The 16,803-nt window shown below is 68.0% G+C and carries 17 protein-coding genes; 11 read left to right on the top strand and 6 right to left on the bottom strand.

Going from position 1 to position 16,803, the window contains the following annotated elements; genetic code table 11:
• Positions 1 to 70 precede the first annotated feature (70 nt).
• The 5 genes from lgt to C8N38_RS05375 all read left to right on the top strand — a co-directional run bounded on the left by lgt (position 71) and on the right by C8N38_RS05375 (position 4,326).
• Entirely contained in the window at positions 71 to 961 is an 891-nt protein-coding gene (gene lgt / locus C8N38_RS05395; RefSeq protein WP_108024697.1) for a prolipoprotein diacylglyceryl transferase, read from the top strand.
• Positions 958 to 2,031 carry a class I SAM-dependent methyltransferase gene (locus C8N38_RS05390; RefSeq protein ID WP_108024695.1) on the top strand — a complete coding sequence of 358 codons (1,074 nt, stop codon included), beginning with the start codon at positions 958 to 960 and terminating at the stop codon, positions 2,029 to 2,031. Before lgt ends, C8N38_RS05390 begins: the two co-directional genes overlap by 4 nt.
• Entirely contained in the window at positions 2,028 to 2,783 is a 756-nt protein-coding gene (gene pgeF, locus C8N38_RS05385) for a peptidoglycan editing factor PgeF (protein WP_108024693.1), read from the top strand. The genes C8N38_RS05390 and pgeF overlap by 4 nt, the downstream gene beginning before the upstream one ends.
• A 7-nt stretch (positions 2,784 to 2,790) precedes the next feature.
• Positions 2,791 to 3,270, top strand: a complete 480-nt coding sequence (locus tag C8N38_RS05380) for a HugZ family pyridoxamine 5'-phosphate oxidase (protein ID WP_108024691.1) — start codon at positions 2,791 to 2,793, stop codon at positions 3,268 to 3,270.
• A 168-nt stretch (positions 3,271 to 3,438) separates the two neighbouring features.
• Entirely contained in the window at positions 3,439 to 4,326 is an 888-nt protein-coding gene (locus C8N38_RS05375) for a CHAD domain-containing protein (protein ID WP_108024690.1), read from the top strand.
• 30 nt (positions 4,327 to 4,356) lie between these two features.
• Here C8N38_RS05375 and C8N38_RS05370 read toward each other — a convergent pair whose 3' ends face one another.
• Positions 4,357 to 5,928 carry a lysine--tRNA ligase gene (locus C8N38_RS05370; RefSeq protein ID WP_108024688.1) on the bottom strand — a complete coding sequence of 524 codons (1,572 nt, stop codon included), beginning with the start codon at positions 5,926 to 5,928 and terminating at the stop codon, positions 4,357 to 4,359.
• A gap of 143 nt (positions 5,929 to 6,071) precedes the next feature.
• Here C8N38_RS05370 and C8N38_RS05365 point away from each other — a divergent pair, with 143 nt between their 5' ends.
• Complete coding sequence (locus C8N38_RS05365; RefSeq protein WP_108024686.1) at positions 6,072 to 6,494, top strand: tellurite resistance TerB family protein; 423 nt, start codon at positions 6,072 to 6,074, stop codon at positions 6,492 to 6,494.
• 3 nt (positions 6,495 to 6,497) lie between these two features.
• Positions 6,498 to 6,878, top strand: a complete 381-nt coding sequence (locus tag C8N38_RS05360) for a hypothetical protein (protein ID WP_215731086.1) — start codon at positions 6,498 to 6,500, stop codon at positions 6,876 to 6,878.
• Positions 6,879 to 6,887: 9 nt separating this feature from the next.
• On the opposite strand, the gene dacB is transcribed toward C8N38_RS05360, so the two are convergent.
• Positions 6,888 to 8,327 (bottom strand): D-alanyl-D-alanine carboxypeptidase/D-alanyl-D-alanine endopeptidase, encoded by a 1,440-nt coding sequence (gene dacB / locus C8N38_RS05355; RefSeq protein WP_245895525.1) that lies wholly within the window; start codon positions 8,325 to 8,327, stop codon positions 6,888 to 6,890.
• Positions 8,328 to 8,448: 121 nt separating this feature from the next.
• A complete protein-coding gene (locus tag C8N38_RS05350; protein ID WP_108024682.1) occupies positions 8,449 to 9,051 on the bottom strand; it encodes a nicotinate-nucleotide adenylyltransferase in 603 nt (200 codons plus the stop codon).
• Positions 9,052 to 9,173: 122 nt separating this feature from the next.
• Between C8N38_RS05350 and ettA the strand changes: the two genes are divergently transcribed.
• The 4 genes from ettA (at position 9,174) to C8N38_RS05330 (ending at position 12,982) form a co-directional block, all read left to right on the top strand.
• Positions 9,174 to 10,841 carry an energy-dependent translational throttle protein EttA gene (gene ettA / locus C8N38_RS05345; protein WP_108025072.1) on the top strand — a complete coding sequence of 556 codons (1,668 nt, stop codon included), beginning with the start codon at positions 9,174 to 9,176 and terminating at the stop codon, positions 10,839 to 10,841.
• Positions 10,842 to 11,215: 374 nt separating this feature from the next.
• The gene (locus tag C8N38_RS05340) at positions 11,216 to 11,632 is read left to right on the top strand and encodes a nuclear transport factor 2 family protein (RefSeq protein ID WP_108024680.1); all 417 of its coding nucleotides are present in this window, start codon (positions 11,216 to 11,218) and stop codon (positions 11,630 to 11,632) included.
• Positions 11,629 to 12,507: a polysaccharide deacetylase family protein gene (locus C8N38_RS05335; RefSeq protein ID WP_108024678.1), complete on the top strand. Its 879-nt coding sequence runs from the start codon at positions 11,629 to 11,631 to the stop codon at positions 12,505 to 12,507. The genes C8N38_RS05340 and C8N38_RS05335 overlap by 4 nt, the downstream gene beginning before the upstream one ends.
• Before the next feature lie 160 nt (positions 12,508 to 12,667).
• Positions 12,668 to 12,982, top strand: a complete 315-nt coding sequence (locus tag C8N38_RS05330; RefSeq protein ID WP_075785030.1) for a bactofilin family protein — start codon at positions 12,668 to 12,670, stop codon at positions 12,980 to 12,982.
• A gap of 28 nt (positions 12,983 to 13,010) precedes the next feature.
• Here C8N38_RS05330 and C8N38_RS05325 read toward each other — a convergent pair whose 3' ends face one another.
• The 3 genes from C8N38_RS05325 to aspS all read right to left on the bottom strand — a co-directional run bounded on the left by C8N38_RS05325 (position 13,011) and on the right by aspS (position 16,655).
• Positions 13,011 to 13,640, bottom strand: a complete 630-nt coding sequence (locus C8N38_RS05325; protein ID WP_108024676.1) for a hypothetical protein — start codon at positions 13,638 to 13,640, stop codon at positions 13,011 to 13,013.
• Positions 13,641 to 13,813: 173 nt separating this feature from the next.
• Complete coding sequence (locus C8N38_RS05320) at positions 13,814 to 14,527, bottom strand: GNAT family N-acetyltransferase (RefSeq protein ID WP_108024674.1); 714 nt, start codon at positions 14,525 to 14,527, stop codon at positions 13,814 to 13,816.
• Between the two features lie 352 nt (positions 14,528 to 14,879).
• A complete protein-coding gene (gene aspS, locus C8N38_RS05315; RefSeq protein WP_108024672.1) occupies positions 14,880 to 16,655 on the bottom strand; it encodes an aspartate--tRNA ligase in 1,776 nt (591 codons plus the stop codon).
• Positions 16,656 to 16,803: the final 148 nt, after the last annotated feature.

Below are 16,803 nucleotides of genomic sequence, written 5' to 3'. Positions count from 1 at the left end.
TATATGGCCCGCAGGCGGCGCAAGCTCAAGGTTGACTTCGCCGCGCAGCCCAGAGAACAGAAGGCCCAAGATGCACGCGGTTCTCCCCTTTCCCGACCTCACCCCCGAGATCTTCTCGATCTCGGTCTTCGGTTTCGACTTCGCGCTCCGCTGGTATGCGCTGGCCTACATCGCCGGGATCGTGATCGGCTGGCGGCTGGTCGTCGCACTGATGCGGCGCGAGCGGCTCTGGCCCGCCTCCCGCCCGCCGATGCGTCCAGAGCAGGTCGAGGAACTGCTGACCTGGATCGTGCTGGGCGTGATCCTCGGCGGACGGCTGGGCTTCGTGCTGTTCTACAAGCCGCTCTACTATCTGCACGCTCCCTGGGAGATCCCGATCCTCTGGCACGGGGGCATGGCCTTCCATGGCGGCTTGCTGGGGGTCATGGCGGCGGTGCTTCTGTTCACCCGAAAGCACGGCATCCCGCTGCTGCCCGCCGCCGACGCGCTGGCGCTGGCGACGCCGCCGGGGCTTTTCTTCGGGCGGATCGCGAATTTCATCAATGCCGAGCTCTGGGGCCGCCCGTCCGATCTGCCCTGGGCTGTCGTCTTCCCCGGAGAGGCCGCGCAATACTGCCCCGGCTGGGACAGCTTTCCCTGCGCCCGCCACCCCTCGCAGCTCTACGAAGCCGGGCTTGAAGGGCTTTTGCTTGGCGCGGTCCTGCTCTGGCTCGCGCTGGCCCGGGGCACGCTGAAGACGCCAGGACGCGTCGCCGGGACCTTCTTTGCGGGCTACGGGCTCGCGCGGTTTGCCGTCGAATTCGTCCGTCAGCCCGATGCGCAATTCACAGGCCCGGGCAATCCGCTGGGCCTTGCGCTGCACTGGCAGGGCTACGGGCTGACCATGGGCCAGCTTCTGTCGCTGCCGATGATGGCGCTGGGGCTCGGGCTCATCCTGGTCTCGGCGCGGCGGCGGGCATGACCCCGCTCGCGCGGATTCTCGCCCGGCGGATCGCCGCGACCGGGCCCATCGGCATCGCCGACTTCATGGCCGATTGCCTGATGCATCCCGAGCACGGCTATTACAGCACCCGCGATCCGTTCGGCGAGACGGGCGATTTCACCACCGCCCCCGAGATCAGCCAGATGTTCGGCGAGCTTCTGGGGCTCTGGCTCGCGCAGGTCTGGCTCGACCAGGGCGCGCCCGCGCCCTTTGTTCTGGCCGAGCTCGGCCCCGGGCGCGGCACGCTGATGGCCGATCTCTGGCGCGCCACGAAACGGGTGCCGGGCTTTCACGCGGGCGCCCGGATACATCTGGTCGAGACCTCGCCCCATCTGCGCGCCCGCCAGCGCCAGGCGTTGCCGGGGCTCGACATCGCCTGGATCGACAGCGCCGCCCCCCTGCCCGACGCGCCCCTTTTCGTGATCGCCAACGAATTTTTCGACGCCCTGCCGATCCGCCAGTTCCAGCGCGATCCGGCGGGCTGGCGCGAACGGCTGGTCGGGCTCGAGGATGACAGGCTGACCCTCGGGCTTTCGGCGCCGCTGCCGCTTGCCGCACTGGACCACCGGCTGGCCGATACCGAACCGGGCGACATCGTCGAGACCTGCGCCCCTGCCTGCGCCATCGTCGAGACCCTGGCGGCGCGGATCGCCGCCCGGGGCGGGGCCGCGCTGATCGTCGATTACGGCGGCTGGCACAGCCTCGGCGACACGCTGCAAGCCCTGCGCGCGCACCGACCCGAGCCGCCGCTCGCCCATCCCGGCGAGGCCGATCTGACCGCCCATGTCGATTTCGAGGCGCTGGCCCGCGCCGCCCGAACCGTCGAGGGCGTCCGGGTCAGCGGTCCGACCCCGCAGGGCGTGCTGCTCGAACGGCTCGGGATTGCGGCCCGCGCCCAGGCGCTGGCGCAAAACCTCGCCGGTGCGGCGCTCCGAAGCCATATTGCCGCACATCGCCGCTTGACCCACCCCGAGGAAATGGGAACGCTCTTCCAGACACTCGCGCTGACCCCCGCACGGGCCCCCGATCCCCCAGGACTTCGTTCATGACTTTGGAAATTCTCACTTCGAACGCACTCGCGCCGCTGCGTCACGGGTTCTTCACCCGGCAGGGCGGCGCGTCGTCCGGAATTTTCTGGGGACTCAACTGCGGCGGGGGCTCGTCGGACCTGTCCGAGGCGGTGGCGATCAACCGCAACCGGGTCGCGGGCGCGATGGGCGTGGAACCCGACCGCCTGGTCACCGTGCATCAGGTCCATTCCGCCGCTGTCGCGGTGATCGAAACCCTGCCCGAATCTCCGCTGCGCGCCGATGCCATGGTCACCCGGACTCCGGGGCTGGCGCTGGGCGTGCTGACCGCCGATTGCCAGCCGGTGCTGTTTGCCGACCGCACGGCGGGTGTGGTGGGGGCGGCCCATGCGGGCTGGAAGGGCGCGCTTGGGGGCATTCTCGAGGCCACGCTCGAGGCGATGGAGAGGCTCGGCGCCCGGCGCGACGACACGGTCGCCGTGATCGGCCCGACCATCAGCCAGCGCGCCTATGAGGTCGGGCCGGAATTCCTCGACACGTTCCTGAGCGAGGACCCCGACTCGACGCGGTTCTTCGCCGCCGGCAAGGGCGACCGCGTCCAGTTCGACCTGCCGGGCTTCAGCCTCGCCCGGCTGCGCGGCGCGGGCATCGGGCAGGCGCTCTGGACCCGCCATTGCACCTATTCAGACCCCGACCGGTTCTTTTCCTACCGCCGCAGCGTCCATACCGGCGAGGCCGATTACGGGCGGCTGATCTCGGCGATCAGGCTCTGAGCCCGCGATGAGCGCCAAGGACCCGTTCCGCCCGGCCGACGATGACGCCCGCGCGCTGGCCCGCAAGCTGATCGCCGAGGCGCGGTACGGCGCGCTGGCGGTCCTGCGCGAGGGCGCCCCCTTCGTCACCCGGATCGCGCTGGCGCCGGGGCCGGACGGTTTGCCGGTGACGCTGATCTCGGATCTCGCACCGCATACGGCGGCGCTGCGCGCCCTGCCCGACTGTTCGCTTCTGGTGGGCGAGCCCGGCCCCAAGGGCGACCCGCTGACGCATCCCCGGCTGACCCTGCAGGCCCGCGCGGTCTTCGCGACCCGGCCCGCCGACCGCATCGCGCTGCGCGACCATTACCTCGACCATCAGCCCAAGGCGCAGCTTTACGCGGATTTCGCCGATTTCCATTTCGTCCGGCTGGTGCCCCATTCGGGCCATCTGAACGGCGGATTCGGCCAGGCCTTCCGCCTGACGGCCGAAGATCTGGGCGCCTGACGCTCATTTTCGCGGCTCCGCGACGCCTGACCGCAGCCGCGCGTCGGGCGCAGGGACGCTGCGCCGCGGGCGCATCTTCCTCTCCTGTCACAAAGGACTAACATCCCGGTTCTAGGCATCGGATCGGATTCCGGAATCATACGAGTTCAAGGACGCGACTTTCCCAGCATGACCTATCGCCTGAAACGCTCGGACAAGAGCACCGAAGCGGCCCTGCGCCGGATCGCGATCGAGGAAATCGACGCCGCCCTCACCGAACTCGACGACCCGGGGATCGAGCTGCATGAAAAGGTCCACGGCCTGCGCAAGCGCGCCAAGAAGCTGCGCGGGCTGATCCGCCTCGTGCGCCCCGCCTTCCCGGCCTATGCCCGCGAGAACGGCGCGATCCGCGACGCGGCGCGGCGCCTGTCGGGGTTGCGCGACCGCGAGGGCATGGTCGAGACCTTCGACAAGCTGGCCGCCGGAGGTCGGCTGGACGGGTTCGAGCCGGTGCGCGCGCATCTGGTCGCGGCCCGCGACCGCGCCGCCGCCAAGGCCCATGTCGAGGAGGATCTGGCGGCGTTCCGGCTGGACATGCTGGCGCTGCGTGAACGGGCGCGAAGCTGGGCGCTTTACGGTGACGGGTTCCGGCCGATGCGGCGCGGGCTGCAGCGCACCTTCGACCGCGCGCGCAAGGGACGCGCCGCCGCCGCCGAGGCGCCCGAGGTCGCGGTGATCCACGACTGGCGCAAGCGGGTGAAATATCACTGGTATCACACCCGGCTTCTGCGGCCGATCGAACGCGCGCCGCTGGGGCGCCGGGCGAAGAAGGTCGCGGAACTGTCCGAACTTCTGGGCGATCATCACGATCTGGCGGTGCTGGACACCCATCTTGCAGCGACCCCCGACCTGCCGGGCGGGACCGAGACCCGCGACGCCCTGCGCGCGCGGATCGCGGCGCGGCAGGCCGATCTGGCCGAGGCCGCTCAGACCCTCGGCGCGCGGCTTTTCGCCAGCCCGGCCAAGGATCTGGGACGAAGCTGGAAACGCTGGTGGAAGTCCTGGCACCGGGACTAAGCGTCCCGGCAGCCGGGCGGCCCGGGCGGCTCAGCCCCGGGCCAGCGCGTCCTCGATCAGCCGCACGGTTTCATCGACGCCGTAAAGCGCGATGAACCCGCCAAAGCGCGGCCCCTGGCTCGCGCCCAGCAGCACCTCGTAAAGCGCCTTGAACCAGTCGCGCAGCGGCTCGAACCCGTGATCCTTGCCGACCGCGAAGACGAGGCTTTGCAGCTCTTCGGCGTCGAGCCCGCCGTCCCAGACCTTGAGCCGGGCGACCAGATCCTCCATCGCCGCGCGTTCGGTCGCGACGGGCTCGCGGAACTGGCGCTGCGGGGCCACGAAATCGTGGAAATAGCGCACCGCGAAGGCCGCCGCCTGATCGAGATCGGGATGGGTTTCGGGCGAGGCCTCGGGCGCATAGCGCTTGATGAACCCCCACAGCCCGTCCTTGTCGGTCGCCCCTGCCACCGAGGCGAGGTTCAGGAGCATTGCGAAGGGCACAACCATCCGGCTTTCGGGCGGGGTGCCGCCATGGATGTGCCAGACCGGGTTGTCGATCTGGGCCTTCAGCTCCTGCCCCGGGAAGGCGCGCAGCTGCTGATGATATTCGTCCACCGCCTTCGGGATCACGTCCCACCACAGCCGCTTGGCGGTCTTGGGCTTCTGGTACATGAAATAGGACAGGCTCTCGGTCGCGGCATAGGTCAGCCATTCGTCGATGGTCAGCCCGTTGCCCTTCGATTTCGAGATCTTCTCGCCGCTTTCGTCGAGGAACAGTTCGTAGGTGAAATGCTCGGGCTTCCTGCCGCCGAGGATTTCGCAGATCCGGTCATAGATCGGCGTGTTGGTCGAATGGTCCTTGCCATACATCTCGAAATCGACGCCCAGCGCGGCCCAGCGCGCGCCGAAATCGGGCTTCCACTGCAGCTTGACCTTGCCGCCCGTCACCGGCAGCGTCCATTCGCGGCCGTCCTCGTCGTCGAAGGTGATGGTGTGGTTGACCGCATCGACCTGCTTCATCGGCACGTACAGCACGCGCCCGGTCTCGGGGTGGATCGGCAGGAAGATCGAATAGGTCTGCTGACGTTCCTCGCGCAGCGATTTCAGCATCACCGCCATCAGGTCGTCATAGCGTTCGGTCGCCAGCTTCAGCGTGTCGTCGAACCGGCCCGAGCGGTAGAATTCGGTCGCCGAGTAGAATTCGTATTCGAAGCCGAAGGTGTCGAGGAACCGCCGCAGCATCGCGTTGTTGTGATGGCCGAAGCTTTCGTATTCCTCGAACGGATCGGGCACCGAGGTCAGCGGCCGCTGCAGATGTTCGCGCAGCATCTCCTGGTTCGGCACGTTGCCCGGCACCTTGCGCATGCCGTCCATGTCGTCCGAGAAACAGATCAGCCGGGTCGGGATGTCCGAGATCGCCTCGAAGGCGCGGCGGATCATCGTCGTGCGCAGAACCTCGCCGAAGGTGCCGATATGGGGCAGGCCCGAGGGACCGTAGCCGGTCTCGAACAGGATATAGCCCTTGTCCGCGGCCCCCTTTTCGGCGCGCTTGAGCAGCTTCCGGGCCTCTTCGAAGGGCCAGGCCTTGGAACTCATCGCGGCGTCGCGGAGGTTGGACATCGTTTCGCACTCTCTTCGCTGGACGGGCCCCGGGCCCGGCGCTTCGCTGGCCGGACCCCATGCCCGGCAAGGCCCCGACTCCTATTGCCCCCCTTGCGCCTCGTCAATATTCTGCGCCGCAACACGACCCGACGGAGACCCCCATGAGCGAACCCGAAACGCCCCTTTCCGCCCAGGACGCGCTGGTCGCGATCATGGTGGCGGTTTCCGCCTCGGACGAGACCATCCGCACCGCCGAACTGGTGACCATCGAGCGGATGGTGAATCACCTGCCGATCTTTGCCGATTACGACCAGGATCGCATCCGCATCGTCGCCCAGACGGTGTTCGACCTGTTCAGCGAATATGACGGGCTCGACGCGCTGTTCGGGCTGGTCAACGAGGCGCTGCCCGAGAAGCTGCACGAAACCGCCTATGTGCTGGCCTGCGACGTGGCCGCGGCCGACGGGCGGCTGGGCGAGACCGAATTGCGGCTTCTGGAAGAGATCCGCTACGAGCTGAACATCGACCGGCTGGCGGGCGCGGCCATCGAGCGGGCGGCGCGGGCGCGCCATATGGTGCTTTAGCCGGTGATCCCCGTCAGCGTTCCCGTCGATCTGCCCGCGCGGTTCTGGCCCTTCGCCGACCGCTTCGTCGCCGCCGCGGAAATCGTGGTGGACCGGCCCAAGGGCTCGGCCCATCCGCGCTTTCCCGAACTCGTCTATCCGCTGGACTATGGCTATCTCGACGGGACCCGCGCCATCGACGGCGACGGGGTGGACCTGTGGCGCGGCAGCCTGCCCGAGCCTAGGGTGACCGGCGTTCTGGCCTCGATGGATCTCAGCAAGCGCGATGCCGAACTGAAGCTGCTCTTGGGCTGCACCGAGGCCGAAATGGTCGAGATCGACGCCTTTCACAATCAGGCGGGGTTCATCGCGGGGCTGCTGGTGGTCCGGCCCGACGGCGTCTGAGACGGCCGGTCAGGCGTACAGGTCCGCCCAGCGCCTCAGGAAATCCTGCTGCAGCGCGCGCGAGCGCGAAATCCAGGCCTTGCCGCCTGGCGGGCGTTCCATCTCTTCGGGGCCGAGCCGCGCGCGGCGTTCCTCGTCGGCCGAGAACATCGCGAAAGCCATCTGCCGCCCGCCGGGCGCCCCGATATAGCCCGCCAGCGCCGAGACGAAATTCAGCGTGCCGGTCTTGGCCGACACCTCGACCGGATGCCCGGTCTGCGGCCGTCCCGCGTCGTCGCGGATCGGAATGTCCTTCAGAAGCGGCCGCAGCCGCCCTTCGGGCGCGGCGATGGCCAGCGTGCGGACCAGTTCCATCGGCGACAGCCGCGAGGCATCGCCCAGCCCCGAATGATCGACAAACCGCGCCTTGTGCGCGCCCATCCGGGTCTGCATCCACTCGGTCATCGCCTGCCCGGACTCGGCCAGGCTTTGCGGGCGGGCACCGCGCGCGATGGTCGAGGCCAGCCCCACCGCCTCGGCGGTGACATTGGTCGAGTATTTCAGCATCTCGCGCAGGATCTCGGCCAGAGGCGCGCTGTCGATTCGGCCCAGCTGGGTGCCGGCGGGCGCTCCGGCCACCTCCTGCGGTGTGTCGAGCACGATGCCATGTGAGCGCGCCAGCGTCTGGAACACCTCGGCACAGTAAAGCGCCGGGCGGCGCACCGGCAGCCAGCGCGCGCCCTCTGCCCCAAGCGCGCCCTGGGCCACGGTCCATTCGTCGATGCCCCCGTTCGAGGCATAGGTGTAGACCGGCGTCGCCCGGTCGACGACATGAATGCGCGCCACACCGACCTGGGGCGCATAGCGCCGGGCGCGGGCATCCATTGTCACCGCATAACCGCCCGCCGCGCGGTGCCATTCGAAATGGACCCGGTTGAAGTTGAGGTTCAGCCCCGAAATCGCCGGGTTGTAGCCGACCTGCGGCGGCTGGCCCGGATCGATCGCGGGCAACCCCGGCAGCGCCCCCGCATGGTAGAGGAACCGCCCCCGCACTTCGGTCACCCCGGCGGCCTTCAACTGGGCGGCCAGATCGCCCAGCAGGTCGGTATCGAGCGTCGGATCGCCGCCGCCTGCCAGCACCAGATCGCCCTCGAGCCGCCCGCCGGTCACCGGCCCCGTCGCGATCAGCCGCGTGGTAAAGCGAAACTCGGACCCGAGCGCATCCAGCGCATAAAGCGCCGTGACCGATTTCGCGACCGAGGCCGGGGGCAGGCCCAGAAGCGGCTTGTGCGCCTCCAGCAGCGTGCCTGTCCCGACATCGACAAGGGCGAAGGCGAACTTGCCCGAAAGCCCCGCCGCCTCGATCAGCTGCGCCGCATCGGCCACCCGGCCGCGCAATTCGGGACGCGGCCGCGGCACCGGCGAACGGTCGAGCGGCGCGCCCAGCGCCGAAGCGGCGGGACCCGCCATGAGACCGGCCAGAAAGAGCCGTCGCGAAAGCTGTGAGAGGGGCGTCGTCATGCGCGGGAGTGAACCAGACCGGCCCGGTTCGGGCAAGGTGGGAAAGGGTTAATCGCCACAACCTCCATGCCTAGCCGCGCCAGTCGCCGCGCGCCCGGATCTCGGAGGACGACAGATCGACCATCGGCATGTTCAGATAGCACCAGGCCGGGGGCTGCCGGTCTGCCAAGCAAGGCGCACGATCGGCCGACAGCCGATAACGGGCATGGGTGATCGCGGCGCGCGACCGGCGCGCCGCCACCCCCTGCCCCGGGCGCGCCAGCACACCCACCGGCACGTTGTCGAGGATCCAGCGCCAGCGGTCCCAGCGGTGAAAGTCGATCAGATTGTCGGCCCCCATCAGCCAGACGAACCGCACCCTGGGATAAAGCGCCATCAGCCGCTCCAGCGTCTCGGCCGTGTAGCGGGTGCCGATCCGGGCCTCCAGATCGGTGATCTCGACCCGCGGGTGATCCATCACCGCCCGTGCCGCCGCGATCCGCCGCGCCATCGGGGCCGGGCCTTCGGACTTCAGCGGATTGCCCGGCGAGACCAGCCACCAGACCCGGTCCAGCCGGAACCGTTTCAGGGCAATGCGCGTGATATGCGCATGCCCCTCATGGGCCGGATCGAAAGACCCGCCCAGAAGCCCGATCCGCATCCCGGCCCGCGCCGTCGGAAGCCCCGCCCGCATTCGCCCGTCCCACCGCCTCATTCGACACAGGGCCGCACGTTAACCTGCCCGTCATTGCCCTTGTCCAGCGGAATCGCTATGTGCAGACACAACTCTTTCCCCTTCTGCACGAGGCGTTCGCGATGGCTTCCTACCAATATGTCTACCACATGGACGGCGTGTCCAAGACCTATCCGGGCGGCAAGAAGTGCTTTGAGAACATCCGCCTGAACTTCCTGCCCGGGGTCAAGATCGGGGTCGTGGGCGTCAACGGCGCCGGCAAATCGACGCTTCTGCGGATCATGGCGGGCTGGGACAAGGACTTTTCCGGCGAGGCCTGGGCGGCCAAGGGCGCCCGCGTCGGCTATCTGCCGCAGGAACCCGAACTCGACCCCGCGCTGACCGTGCGCGAGAACGTCATGCTGGGCGTGGCCGGGAAGAAGGCCAAGATCGACCGGTTCAACGAGATCGCCATGCAGGTCGCCGAGGATTACTCGGACGAGCTGATGGAAGAGATGACGACCCTGCAGGACCAGATCGACGCGGAAAACCTCTGGGATCTCGACAGCCAGATCGACGTCGCGATGGAGGCCCTGCGCTGCCCGCCCGACGATGCGCCGGTCGAAACCCTTTCGGGCGGCGAAAAGCGCCGGGTGGCGCTGTGCAAGCTGCTGCTGGAAGCGCCCGACATGCTGCTGCTGGACGAACCCACCAACCACCTCGACGCCGAGACCATCGCCTGGCTGCAACAGCACCTGATCGAGTACAAGGGCACGATCCTGATCGTCACCCACGACCGCTATTTCCTCGACGACATCACCGGCTGGATCCTCGAACTCGACCGCGGCCGGGGCATTCCCTACGAGGGCAACTATTCGAGCTGGCTGGAACAGAAGGCCAAGCGGCTGGAACAGGAAGCGCGCGAGGACAAGGCCAAGCAGAAACAGCTGGAACGCGAACTGGACTGGATCCGCGCCGGCCAGAAGGCGCGGCAGGCGAAATCCAAGGCCCGGATCCAGGCCTATGAGGAACTGGCCGGCCAGTCCGAACGCGAAAAGCTGGGCCGCGCGCAGATCATCATTCCGAACGGGCCCCGTCTGGGCGGCAAGGTGATCGAGATCGAGGGGCTGAAGAAGGGCTATGGCGACCGGCTGCTGATCGAGGATCTCAGCCTCGCCCTGCCCCCGGGCGGCATCGTCGGCGTGATCGGCCCGAACGGCGCCGGGAAATCAACGCTGTTCCGCATGCTGACGGGGCAGGAAACGCCCGATGCGGGCGCCATCACCTTCGGCGACACCGTCAAGCTGAGCTATGTCGACCAGTCCCGCGACGCGCTCGACCCCAACAAGACGGTCTGGGAAGAGATCTCGGACGGGCTCGACATCGTCGTTCTGGGCGATGCCGAGGTGAACAGCCGCGCCTATTGTTCGTCCTTCAACTTCAAGGGCGGCGATCAGCAGAAGAAGGTGGGGCTGCTGTCGGGCGGCGAGCGCAACCGCGTCCACATGGCCAAGCTGCTGAAATCGGGCGGCAACGTGCTGCTTCTGGACGAACCGACCAACGATCTGGACGTCGAGACCCTGCAGGCGCTGGAAGCCGCGCTGGAAGATTTCGCGGGCTGCGCGGTCATCATCAGCCACGACCGCTTCTTCCTCGACCGCCTCTGCACCCACATCCTGGCCTTCGAGGGCGAGGCCCATGTGGAATGGTTCGAGGGCAACTTCGAGGCCTACGAGGAAGACAAGATCCGCCGTCTGGGTCCGGACTCGGTCGAGCCGAAGCGGGTGAAGTACAAGAAGTTCGCGCGGTAAGCCTGAATTTGCGCCCGGGGCGCCCGATCCTGCGGGCGTCCCTCGACGGATCACCCCCCGAGCATCGCGTCCGCGCGGCGGAGGGTGATCCGGAGCGTGCGCCCCAATCCGGCGGGTGAATCCCAGGTTTGCCTCTTCGGCGTTTACGCCTTTCGCTCATACGGGCGCCCGTTCGCCCCTTTGCTCTCGCCCCGTTCGGTCGGGACCGTCTGAGCGGCGCCCAATCTGTCAACGTTCTCTCGACCAGCGCCTGACGTCCCCCCTTTCCAGACCGGCGAAGAGGACAACAGCCGCCTCAGGCGCTTGCCCAACCCCATGCCGCGGGCGTAGGCACGCCGAGGCGCCACCCCGCGCGCCCATATAGCGAGGCTCCCATGACCGACACCGCCGCCGAGGCCAAGCGTATCGTCGAGGCCTATCTCGAACGCTCGATGATCCCCGATCCCGAAGGCGCCGCCGCCTTTCTGGCCGAGGATTTCCGGATGACCTTCACCGGCGGGCGAAAATTCGGCGGGCCGGCCGACAGCGCGGGCTTCAACGGCAAGCGCTACGGATGGGTCAAGAAACGGTTCCTTCGGACCGATGCCGTCACCGATCCCGAAACCGGCGAGGTCCGGGTCTACAATACCGGCCATCTCTATGGCGAATGGCCCGACGGCGCCCCCTTCGACGGCAACCGCTATATCGACATCTTCACCGTCCGGGACGGCAAGATCGTCTCGACCGACGTCTGGAACGACAGCGCCGAGATCCTGCTGGACCGCGCGGGACTGGCCGAGGCGCCGCTGTGAGCCTGAAGGCCCACGGCCGCTACGACTACAGCCCGATCACCGACCGGCCCGATTTCACCTGGCCCGGGGGCAAGCGGCTTGCAGTTTATCTGGGCGTGAACCTCGAACATTTCGCCTTTGGCGAGGGGCTCGGGGCAGAGCTGGCGCCCGGCGGGCCGCAGCCCGACATCCTGAATTATGCCTGGCGCGACTATGGCAACCGGGTGGGCGCCTGGCGGCTGATCGAGATGCTAGACGCGCTTGCGTTGCCCGCGACGGTGCTGGCCAATTCGGCGATGTGCGACCACGCGCCCGAATTGATGGCCGCCCATCGCGCCCGGGGCGACGAGATCGCGGGCCATGGGCGCAGCAACAGCGAACGGCAGGGCACCATGGACGAGGCCGCCGAGCGGGCGATGATCCGCGAGGCGACAGAGACGCTCGCCCGCGCGGAGGGCAAGGCGCCGCGGGGCTGGCTCAGCCCCTGGATTTCCGAAAGCCCGGTCACGCCGGACCTGCTGGCCGAAGCGGGCTATGCCTATACGTTGAACTGGTGCATGGACGATCAGCCGGTCTGGATGCGCACCGCCCATGGGCCGCTGCTGGCGGTGCCCTATCCGCAGGAACTGAACGACATTCCCGCCATTGTCGGCCGCAAGGACAGCGCCGAAACCTTCGCCCGGATGATCGTCGACAATTTCGACGAGATGCTGGAGCAGTCGGCGCACCAGTCGCTGGTGATGGGGATCGCGCTGCACCCTTATATCATGGGCCAGCCCCACCGGCTGAGGGCGTTGCGCGGAGCGCTGGCGCATATCGCCGGGCATCGCGACCGCATCTGGATCACCACCGCAGGCGCCATCTGCGACAGCTTCGCCGCGCAACGGCCCGCCTGATCCGCGCGCGCAGCACCCCGGCGGGTCTTCGCCCATGGTGCCGTCGCAACCGGGCAACGCTGGCGGGATAAGGCGCCCCGGGGCCAGGAGCCCCCTTGTGGCCGGCTCGAACCCGCCCCATTGAGGGGGCGCACAGAAGACCCAACGTGGAGCGGCACACATGGCCCAGGCAATCATCTCGGAAGACCTGACGATCGAGGGCGATCTCGTCGCCAAGGACAGCGCCGTGATCGTCAATGGCCGGGTCAAGGGCAACATCGCGGCCAAGGCGATCGAGATCAGCGCGACCGGACAGGTCACGGGCTCGCTCTCGGCCGAGACCGTCACCATCAGCGGCGAAATCTCGGGCCGGGTCACCTGCACCGACCTGGCGCTGTCGGCCACGGCACGGGTTCAGGCCGACCTGACGGCCGAAAGCCTGACCTCGAGCAAGGGCGCGCGGGTTTCGGGCCGGGTCGAGATCACCGGCCGCTGACGCGCAACCTGAACGCCCGGGCGGGCCGTCAGGCCGCGATCGCGGACAGGGCGGGCAGCACCGGCTCGTCGAAACTGAGAAGCCCCAGCATCAGCGTCGCCTGGGCGTGCAGCGTGTCCCGCATATCCTCGACCGCGTCATGCGACCCGGGATGTTCCGACAGAAGCCGCAGATTGGACGACAAGGCCCGCGAGATGGGCTCGCCCGCGTGGCGCCGGGCCGCGATGTCGGCCTGCCAGTCGAGCGTGCGCAACATGTGGACATTGGCCCCCAGAATAAGCTCCAGCGCCCGGGGCGGGGCGGCGGCGTGGCGCAGGCTGCCGGCATGGGGCGTCAGCGCGCCATAGGCCAGAAGTCCTGGTGCCGACAGGATTTCCTCCAGCCGGAACAGATCCTGACGCGCCTCGGCCTCGAGATACCGGCCCGCAAGGCAGACCGGGCGCCCGTCCTCGCCCATGACAACCAGCGCCTCGGCCGGATGCCCGGTGAGCGAGCGTCGCCCGAAAGAGATGAACCGCTTGACGATACCGATGCACTCGCCCACCCGGGCGTCGTGCGCCCTGGGAAACAGATCGGCCAGCAAGGCACTTGCGCGCGCGCTGACCAGTCCGCGCGTCCATGCAAAAGGCACGGGCGCAATTTCTGCGACCTGGGTCATTTCACGTCCTGCTCGATTTTTTATCTGTTATGCAATTCAGGATAGAATTGCTTTAAATTTTCGAGCAAGCAGAAATTTCACGCCCGCGGGATAGACCGAAAGGTGTTGCAGCGGCGCCGCCCCGGTCAAACCGCGGCGGCCCGCCCGATGCCCGGCCTTACGGCCTGTGGGCCTCAGACGGCTTCGGGGTCGCGGGCGGCCAGGATCGGCCGCGTCAGGTCGGACAGCCGCACGCGCTGCTGCCCGTCGGCGTCGAAATTGGCGGGGTCGAGCCAGGTTTCGTAGGCGGCTTTCAGCGTCGGCCATTCCGTGTCGATGGCGGCGAACCAGGCGGTGTCGCGGTTCCGCCCCTTGACCACCGTCGCCTGCCGGAAGACGCCCTCGTAGCTCAGCCCGTAGCGTTCCGCTGCCCGCCGCGAGGCCCGGTTCAGCGCATTGCATTTCCATTCGAGCCGCCGGTAGCCCAGCGCGAAGGCATGGCCGATCAGCAGCGTGACCGCCTCGGTCGCGGCGGGGCGCCGTTGCAGCGGGGCCGAGAAATTCACATGGCCGATCTCGATCGACCCGGCCTCGGGCGCGATCCTCAGATAACTGAGCACGCCCAGCGCCCGGCCCGACACCACCTCGCGCACCGCGAAGAACAGCGGGTCCGGGCCCGAGGCGGCCCGCGCGATCCAGTCGGCCAGCGCGGCTTCGTCCGGGAAGGGGCCGTAAGGCAGATAGGTCCAGATCGAGGCATCGGCCTGATTGGCGGCGTGCAGCTCGGCGGCATGGTCGCGCGAGAGCGGCTCGAGCCGGCAATAGCGTCCCGAAAGGCTGTCATGGGCGGGCCGGGGCGGCGGCGTCCAGCGGGCAAGCGGTGCGCCGAGGGGCAGGTTCTGGGTCATGGCAGGATCCTTTGCGCTTGCCTCCGGTCTAGCCCGGGCCCCGCGCGGGCAAAAGCCCGGAAACCGCCCCGGCTTCGGGACAGCCCGGCCCGAGTCCCGCCCCATTCACCCGTTATCGAATTGGTAACGATTGACGACCTAGGATGAAGCATGATGATCGCACGTCTCAAGACGCTGATCGACCAGACCATCTTCTGGGGCGGCGCCACGTCCTTCACCGTGGCCGTCATCGGCACTCTCTGGCCGCTCTGATCCCCCCTGACGGCCGGACCCAAGTCTGAACGCACCACTCACGAAAAAGAAAAGGCCCCGGCAGAAACGCCAGGGCCTTTTCGATCGGCCCCGAGGGGCCTCACTCCTGCGGGATCACACGCAGAGAGAGGTCGCGAAGCTGGTCGTTGCTGGGCTCGGACGGCGCTCCCATCATCAGGTCCTCGGCGCGCTGGTTCATCGGGAACATGATGACCTCGCGGATGTTCAGCTCGTCCGCCAGCAGCATCACGATCCGGTCGATCCCGGCCGCGCAGCCGCCGTGGGGCGGCGGGCCGTAGCGGAAGGCGTTGACAAGGCTCGGGAAGCGCTTGCGCACCTCGTCCTCGGCATAGCCCGCCAGCGCGAAGGCCTTGAACATGATGTCCAGCCGGTGGTTCCGGATCGCGCCCGACACCAGTTCATAGCCGTTGCAGGCCAGGTCGTACTGATAGCCCCGCACCTTGAGCGGGTCGCCCTCCAGCGCCTCGAGCCCGCCTTGCGGCATCGAGAAGGGGTTATGCTCGAAGTCGATGGCGCCGGTTTCGGCATCCTGCTCGTACATCGGGAAATCGACGATCCAGCAGAAGGCGAACCGGTCCTTGTCGGTCAGGCCCAGTTCCTCGCCAATGACGGTGCGCGCCTTGCCCGCGACGGTCTGGAAGGCCGAGGGCTTGCCGCCGAGGAAGAAGGCGGCGTCGCCTACGCCAAGGCCCAGCTGCTGGCGGATCGCCTCGGTCCGCTCGGGGCCGATATTCTTGGCCAGCGGGCCCGCGGCCTCGGTCTGGCCATCGGTCTCGCGCCAGAAGATGTAGCCCATCCCGGGCAGCCCTTCCTTCTGGGCGAAAGCGTTCATCCGGTCGCAGAACTTGCGGCTGCCGCCGGTGGGCGCGGGGATTGCGCGGATCTCGGTGCCGTCCTGTTCCAGCAGTTTCGCGAAGATCGCGAAGCCCGAGCCGCGGAAATGTTCGCTGACGTCCTGCATCCTGATCGGGTTGCGCAGGTCGGGCTTGTCGGTGCCGTACCAGAGCGCCGCATCGGCATAGGAAATCTGCGGCCAGTCGGTATCGACCTTCCGGCCGCCGCCGAACTCCTCGAAGATGCCTGCGATCACCGGCTGGACGGTGTCGAACACGTCCTGCTGCTGAACGAAGCTCATTTCCAGGTCGAGCTGATAGAAGTCCGTGGGCGAGCGGTCGGCGCGTGGGTCCTCGTCCCGGAAGCAGGGCGCGATCTGGAAATAGCGGTCGAAGCCCGAGACCATGATCAGCTGCTTGAAGATCTGCGGCGCCTGCGGCAGCGCGTAGAACTTGCCCGGATGCAGCCGCGAGGGCACCAGGAAGTCGCGCGCGCCCTCGGGGCTGGACGCGGTGATGATCGGCGTCTGGAATTCGCGGAAGCCCTTGTCCCACATCCGCCGCCGGATCGAGGCCACCACGTCCGAGCGCAGCGTCATGTTCGCCTGCATGCTCTCGCGGCGCAGGTCGAGATAGCGATAGCGCAGCCGGGTTTCCTCGGGGTAGTCTTGGTCCCCGAACACCATCAGCGGCAGTTCCTCGGCCTGGCCCAGAACCTCCAGTTCGCGCACGAAGACCTCGACCTCGCCGGTCGGGATCTTGGCGTTCACAAGGCTTTCGTCGCGCGCCTTCACCACCCCGTCGATGCGAATGCACCATTCGGACCGCACCTTCTCGACATCGGCGAAAGCCGGGCTGTCGGGATCGGCCAGAACCTGGGTGATGCCATAATGGTCGCGCAGGTCGATGAACAGGATGCCGCCGTGATCTCGCACCCGATGGACCCAGCCCGACAGGCGCACGGTCTCGCCCACATGGGACTTGTTCAGGTCGGCGCAGGTATGGCTGCGATAGGCGTGCATCGGACGGTCCTCGGGGCTCGTGTCTCGGTTCGGGCCGATACACCCCCGATGGCTCCCGAAGTCAAGGGGAGCCGAGACACCGCCGCCCCGCAGTCGCCGCTTTGTCCGCCCCGAAGCCCTCTGGCCAGCCCCCGGGCCTCGACGTCCG

This window comes from Rhodovulum kholense (assembly GCF_003053725.1).
In the GTDB taxonomy this organism is placed as follows: Bacteria; Pseudomonadota; Alphaproteobacteria; order Rhodobacterales; family Rhodobacteraceae; genus Rhodovulum; species Rhodovulum kholense.
Note: the sequence above shows the minus strand (reverse complement) of the source record. Positions and strands in the feature narration are given on the sequence as shown.